The sequence below is a fragment of the Tsukamurella sp. 8F genome (assembly GCF_029167375.1).
Lineage (GTDB): Bacteria > Actinomycetota > Actinomycetes > Mycobacteriales > Mycobacteriaceae > Tsukamurella.
Map to the genome: position 1 here is coordinate 45369 of NZ_JARFTP010000028.1, position 6838 is coordinate 52206.

Sequence of the window (6838 nt, forward strand, 5' to 3'; positions counted from 1 at the left end):
TCACGCCCCCAGCAGGCTCTGGCCGCAGACGCGAACGACGTTGCCCGTCACGGCGGCCGACGACGGTGCCGCGAAGTACGCGACGGTCTCCGCGACATCGACGGTCTGGCCGCCCTGCTGCAGCGAGTTCATCAGGCGGCCGGCCTGGCGGGTCGCCAGCGGGATCGCGGCGGTCATCGCGGTCTCGATGAAGCCCGGCGCCACCGCGTTGATGGTGATGCCCTTCTTCGCGAGGACAGGTGTGTAGGCGTCGACGATGCCGATCACGCCCGCCTTGGTGGTGCCGTAGTTCGTCTGGCCCCGGTTGCCCGCGATGCCGGCGATCGACGATACGTCGACGACGGAGCCGCCCTCCTTGAGGGCGTCCTCGGCCAGCAGCGAGTCGACGAGCTGCTTGGGCGCCTTGAGGTTCACGGCCACCACGGCGTTCCACCGGCTCTCGTCCATGTTGGCGAGCAGCTTGTCGCGGGTGATACCGGCGTTGTTGACGACGATGTCGAGGCCGTTGTGGCGAGCCTTGACGTGCTCGGCGATCTTCTGCCCGGCATCGTCGGCGGTGACGTCGAGAGGGAGCGCGGTCCCGGACACCTTGTTGGCGACCTCGGACAGGGCCTCGCCCGCGGCCGGGATGTCGGCGACGATCACGTGCGCGCCGTCGCGCGAGAGCACCTCGGCGATGGTCGCGCCGATGCCGCGCGCGGCACCGGTGACCAGGGCGACCTTGCCGGCGAGTGGCTTGTCCCAGTCGGCGGGCGCCTCGGCGTCCTTGTCGGTCACGCGGATGACCTGCGCGTCCACGTAGGCCGACTTGCCGGACAGCAGGAAGCGCAGCGTCGATGCGAGCCCCGAGACGCCGGTGGGGGCGTCCGGATGCACGTACACGAGCTGTGCGGTCGCGCCGTTGCGGAGCTCCTTGGCCACGGAGCGGGTGAAGCCCTCCAGTGCACGCTGGACGATGTGCTCGTCGGCGTCCTCGATCAGCTCGGGGGTCGTGCCGAGCACGACGAGGCGCGCGCTGTTGGCGAGAGCGCGCATCTGCGGTCCGAAGAACTCGAAGAGTCCCACGAGCTGCTCGATGCTGGTGACGCCCGTGGCGTCGAAGACCGCGCCACCGAGCTTCTCGGCGTTCTTGCCCCCGGCGTTGTTGACGACCAGGTCGTAGTCCGAGAGGAGCTCGCGTACGGGCTCGACGAGGCGGCCCGTGCCGCCGAGCAGGACGGGTCCGGCCAGGGCCGGCTTGCCCGCCTGGTAGCGGCGCAGCGTCGGCGGCTGGGGAAGGCCGAGGCGGCTCGCGAGGAAGGAACCGGGCCCGGACTTCACGAAGTCGGCGTAGAAGTCTTTGCTGGGTGCGTCTGCCATGTGGGTGTACCTCATCCGTGTGGCGTTTCCGATAGGCTATCGACAAGCAACTTACTCCAGAGTAAGAATACGCGTCATCAGACGTGATCGACACACATGGGAGATGTTCTGTGGTCAACTCCACCAACCGGCCGGTCGCCATTCTGGGCGGCAACCGGATTCCATTCGCCCGGTCGGACAAGGCCTATGCCAAGGCCTCCAACCAGGACATGTTCACCGCAGCTCTGAACGGGCTGGTCAGCCGCTTCAATCTGCAGGGTGAGCAGCTGGGCGCGGTCGTCGGCGGCGCAGTCCTCAAGCACAGCCGCGACTTCAACCTGATCCGCGAGAGCGTGCTCGGCAGCCCGCTGTCGCCGTACACCCCGGCATTCGACGTGCAGCAGGCGTGCGCGACCGGCCTGCAGGCGATCAACACCGTCGCCCAGGGGATCGCGGCCGGTCGCTTCGACGTGGGCGTCGGTGGCGGCACGGACACCACGTCCGATGCCCCTATCGGCGTATCCGAGGGCATGCGCAAGGTGCTACTCGAGGTCAACCGCGCGAAGACACCGCTCGACCGCGTGAAGCTACTCGGCAAGCTGCCGGCGAACCTGGGGATCGACATCCCCCGCAACGGCGAGCCGCGCACCGGCATGTCCATGGGCGAGCACGCCGCTATCACGGCCAAGGAGTTCGGGATCGCGCGCGGCGACCAGGACGAGCTCGCATACCTGTCGCATGTCAACATGGCCAAGGCGTACGACCGCGGCTTCTTCGATGACCTGATCACGCCGTACCTGGGCCTCACACGTGACGACAACCTGCGTCCCGGGTCGACCGTCGAGAAGCTCGCGACGCTCAAGCCGGTCTTCGGGGTGTCGCTCGGCGACGCGACGATGACCGCCGGCAACTCGACGCCGCTCACCGACGGCGCGTCGGCGGTGCTGCTGTCGTCCGACGAGTGGGCCGCCGAGAAGGGGCTGCCCGTGCTCGCGCACCTCGTCGACGTCGAGTACGCCGCGGTCGACTATGTGAACGGCAAGGACGGCCTGTTGATGGCGCCGACCTACGCGGTGCCGAAGCTGCTCGCCCGCAACGGTCTGACGCTGCAGGACTTCGACTTCTACGAGATCCACGAGGCGTTCGCGTCCGTGGTGCTGGCGACCTTGCAGGCGTGGGAGTCCGAGGAGTACTGCCGCGAGCGTCTGGGGCTCGAGGTGCCGTTGGGCTCGATCGACCGCAGCAAGCTCAACGTGAACGGCTCCTCGCTCGCCGCAGGCCACCCGTTCGCCGCGACCGGCGGGCGCATCGTCGCCTCGGCGGCGAAGCAGATCGCCGAGAACGGCGGCGGCCGCGCTCTTGTCTCCATCTGCGCTGCCGGCGGCCAGGGCATCACAGCGATCATCGAGGCCTGACCCTCGCTCCCCGCAGCTGTCTCGCTCCCGCAATCGCTGGCGCGAGACAGCTGCGGGCCCCGGTTCCACCCCGCTACGACCGCGGGACGAGCGGGTCAGACGGCCGCGGGACGACGCGCACGCGTGGCGCGGTGGAGGCGGTCTACGCCGGTGCGCAGGGCCCAGGCGAGGGGAACGGTGACGGCGGTCGTCACGGCGACGATCGGCCACACCTGTCCCCGGAACAGAGACCACCCGAACACGTCGAGGACCACGACGTCCATCACCATCACGTGGATCAGGAAGTACTCGTAGCTGATATCGCCCAGCCACACCATGATCCGACTTCCCAGAACCCGCGTGGCCACCGAATTCCCCGAGCCGAAGGCGAGTGGGGTGACCATCGCCGCTCCGAACGCGGCGTAGAGCGCGAGCTTCACGGCACCCTGCCACGCGGAGGGCCGGGACAGGTCGATCGGCCCGGCGAGCCCGCTCATCAACAGGGCATATGCGGCGACCGCCGAAGCGGCGCAGCCCCAGGATCCCCACGCGGGCAATCGGACCGGGCCGGCGACGGCGAGCGCCGCACCCGCCGCGAAGCACACTCCGAAGGTCGGGGGCCATGTCCGCGACGTATCGTCGAGCACCGTCGTTCCGCAGGTGAACGCGACCCACCCCAACGACAGTGCGGCGATCGCCGCCAGCCCGACGAGGGGCCTCCAGAGCCGAAAGCCACTGCGGGACGCCATGACGAGCCATGAACCGAGTATCGGGAGTACGAGGTAGAAGGCGACCTCGACGCACATGCTCCAGGTCTGGGTGAGTCCCGTCTTCACATGCCCCGGGCCGTACATCTGCACGAACAGCATGTGCCGCAGGTAGCCGCCCACCCCATGACCGGAGTGGGTGCCGTCCGCTCGCACCGTGTAGATCAGGTACACCACGCTGACCACGAGCCAGTAACCCGGCACGACGCGCCAGAAGCGGTGAGCGCCGTACCGGCGCACCGACGGAGCCGCAGAACCCGCCCGCGCGGCGGAGATCCAAGGCCGCGCGAGCAGGAATCCGGAGAGCGTGAAGAACACCGGGACCGCGGCGTCGAGCCTAGCGAATGCCGCGCCGTGCCAGTCCGGCGTGAAGTCGCCGGCCCAGAACGCCGCATGCGTGACGCATACCGCGAACGCCGCGACGGCACGGAGCCCCGTGAGCGAGTCGATCCGGTCTCTCACGTCGACATGCTCACGCCGGTCATATCTTGATCGCCGGCATCAGTCGGACCAGGTTCCAGGTCCTGTTCCGTCTGGCCGCGAGTGAACTGACGAGGAGCGACACGGCGCCTATCCCGACCAGCACCGTGATCGCCTGCCATAGTCTGTGATCGATGCCGCCGAGGATCAGCTGCCGAAGGCCGTTGACCCCGAACGTCATCGGATCGAAGTTGTGCAGTATCTGGAACGGTTTGGCGGTGGTCTCCACCGGATACATGCCGCCGGACGAGACGAGCTGCAGCATCAGGAGCGCCATGATGAGCACGCGGCCCACAGCCGGCCCCACCACGGCGTTGATCGCCTGAGTGGCGGCGAGGAAGACGATCGAGACCAGCACCATGAAACCGAGCATGGCTATGGGATGTTTCGCGGGTAGCCCCAGACCGAACCGCACCACGCCGTACAGGATCACGGCCTGTACGACCGCGATCGCCGCTGCCGGGAGGTAGCTGGCCAGCACGACGCGGATCGCGAGGACCTCTGCCGCGATGGGGCGGTTCTGCAACGGGCGCAAGATCATCCACAGCACCATCGCGCCGAAGAACAGTGCGAGCGTGAGGAAGAAGGGCGCCATACCCGTGCCGAAGTTCCCGGCCGCGTTCTCGTGGGAGGCGTTGAGCGATACGGGCGCGCCGACGGTGTCGGCGATCGACTTCCGTTGCTGCTGGTTCCAGTTCGGGACCTGCTTGGCGCCGTCGGCGAGACCGTCGGCGAGCTTCACGCTTCCGGCCGCGAGTTGCGAGGAGCCGGACTTGAGCGCTACCGCACCGCTCTGTAGCTGCTGTGCGCCGCCGCCGAGCCGGACCATGCCGGAGGCCAACTGCTCGTTACCCGTTGCCAACTGGTGCGCCCCGTCGCGCAGCTGATTGATCTTGGAGGTCAGTTCCGAACCGGTGGACCCTGCCTTGTCCAGAGCGTTCTGCAGCGGGCTGCCCGGCGTGCGGAGTGCGGACGTCAGCGCTATGGCCCCGTTCTGTGCGGCCGTGATCTGCTGCTTCATCGCAGGTGTGAAGGAGTGGGCACCGAGCTGGGACTGCAGCTGCCGCAGTGTCGACGCGGTCGCGCGTGCATTCGGATCGGGGCTCGCGGCGAGCTGCTTGACGGCGGCGGACAGCACCGTCGCCGCAGAGTCCTGCGCCGTTGCGAATGCGCCCATCTGGTCGGCAGCCGTGGTGAGCGCGGCTGCACCCTGCTGCAGCTGTTGTGTGTTCCCGCCCAGCAGCGAGATCGCATTGGTCACGGCGAGAAGCGGATCCGTCGCCTGGTCGATGCCGTCCGACAGCCGGCGCGCACCACTCGCGAGCTGGGCCGAGCCGGAGCGCGCGGTCCCGATCCCGTCGGCCAGCTGCCCGATGCCGTTCTGGGCGGTCCCGATGCCGCTATCCAGTTGTCCCGCACCGGTGGCGAGCCGCCGGGCTCCGTCGGCGGCCTGGGTGATCCCACCCCCTGCGTCGACCACCATGGAGAGCACCTGGTCGACCGCCTGACCGGATATCCGTGTAGAGACGGCGTTCAGTACCTGCGACATCGCGGTCTGCCCGATGGTGGAGGAGATGTAGTTGTTCGCGTCGTTGTACACGGCCACGAGCTGGGCCTTCTTGGGCGTACCCGTGAGGGGCGATGCGATCGCGGAGCTGAAGTCCGGCGGCAATTCGAGCATGAAGTAGTACTTGCCGTCCGAAACCCCTTGGCGTGCATCGCTTGGGGAAACCACGTGCCAGTCGAGACTCTTGTCCGATTTCAGGGCCTCGGATACCTGGGCACCTGCGTCGAGCTTCTTCCCCTTGACCGTTGTGCCCTGGTCCGTGTTGACGAGCGCGACCGGCATCTTGTTCACGTTGCCGAACGGGTTCCAGAAAGCCCACAGGTACAGCGCCCCGTACACGAGCGGCAACAACATGAGTACGACGATCGCGGCGCGCGTCATACGGCTGCGGCCGAAACGCTTGATCTCCGAACCGAATGCGAGTCCAGCGAGCATCTTCTCAGTCCTTCCCGGTGAGGATGCGGCGGTCGTGCAGGGTGTGGCCTGGTGCCTCGTCTCCGAGCGGGTTCGTCACTCCGACGACGACGGTGTAGAACTCCGCCACCGCGCCGAGGCGGCGGGCCGCGATCGCACGCCCGGGGTCGTCCCGGACCTGCTCGAGGTCGCCGACGACGAGGATCGGCCGCGCGGACAGCAGCGCAAGCGTGATGCGCAGCAGGAAGAGATCCAGATCGGACAGCTCGACGATGTGCGTGCGAGGCGCGGGAACGTGCGCCTCGCCGAATACCTGGATCAGCTCGTCGCGCCCCGCTTGGATGGGCACAGGGGAGTACCAGGGGGCGAGCCAACGCCGCTGCTCGGCGAGCACGGTCTCGACGGTGACCGATTCATCCAGATCGTCGATCCCCTCGAATGCCGCTATGGCGCAGTGCTTCCGGATGCGTGCGGGCGATGTGGCACCCATGACGGTGACACGACCGCGGCTGGGGCGCAAGCGGCCGGAGAGCGTGAGCAGGAGCGCGTTCTGCTCGGGACCGGCCGGCATCTGCACGGCATGGAACCCGGGGCCCAGGAGCAGATCGATACCGGAGAACAACGGTCCGTGCTCGCCGTCCACGCCGAGGTTCTCGGCGACGATCACGGGCTGCGGCCGTACGGCCTCGTCCGGCTCGTCCTGCGGTTCCATGTAGGCCTCCCTAGCGTCGCTTGGGATCCTACGGCCCGGCGGAACCCGGCGAGTGACGACGCGGGCCGACGGTCGCGCCCCACTCCGCCCGACTGCGGTGAACCGGTCCGTCAGGGCACCGACTCAGACGAAAGCGGCCCCCGGGGGGCCCCCCCGGGGGGGGCGC

Annotated in this window: 5 protein-coding genes; 1 reads left to right on the forward strand and 4 read right to left on the reverse strand. The window is 68.3% G+C overall.

What is annotated here, in order from left to right:
- Entirely contained in the window at positions 1-1359 is a 1359-nt protein-coding gene (locus P0W64_RS17965) for a 3-oxoacyl-ACP reductase (protein ID WP_275481533.1), read from the reverse strand.
- A 110-nt stretch (positions 1360-1469) separates the two neighbouring features.
- Between P0W64_RS17965 and P0W64_RS17970 the strand changes: the two genes are divergently transcribed.
- Positions 1470-2753, forward strand: coding sequence for an acetyl-CoA C-acetyltransferase (locus tag P0W64_RS17970; RefSeq protein ID WP_275481534.1), 1284 nt, complete (start codon positions 1470-1472; stop codon positions 2751-2753).
- 95 nt (positions 2754-2848) lie between these two features.
- On the opposite strand, the gene P0W64_RS17975 is transcribed toward P0W64_RS17970, so the two are convergent.
- The 3 genes from P0W64_RS17975 to P0W64_RS17985 are packed head-to-tail and all read right to left on the reverse strand — an operon-like array spanning position 2849 to position 6672.
- On the reverse strand, positions 2849-3961 hold the full coding sequence (locus P0W64_RS17975; RefSeq protein WP_275481535.1) for an acyltransferase: 1113 nt from the start codon (positions 3959-3961) through the stop codon (positions 2849-2851).
- Between the two features lie 19 nt (positions 3962-3980).
- A complete protein-coding gene (locus P0W64_RS17980; RefSeq protein WP_275481536.1) occupies positions 3981-5981 on the reverse strand; it encodes a YhgE/Pip domain-containing protein in 2001 nt (666 codons plus the stop codon).
- A 4-nt stretch (positions 5982-5985) separates the two neighbouring features.
- Positions 5986-6672 (reverse strand): hypothetical protein, encoded by a 687-nt coding sequence (locus P0W64_RS17985; RefSeq protein WP_275481537.1) that lies wholly within the window; start codon positions 6670-6672, stop codon positions 5986-5988.
- Between the last annotated feature and the right edge of the window lie 166 nt (positions 6673-6838).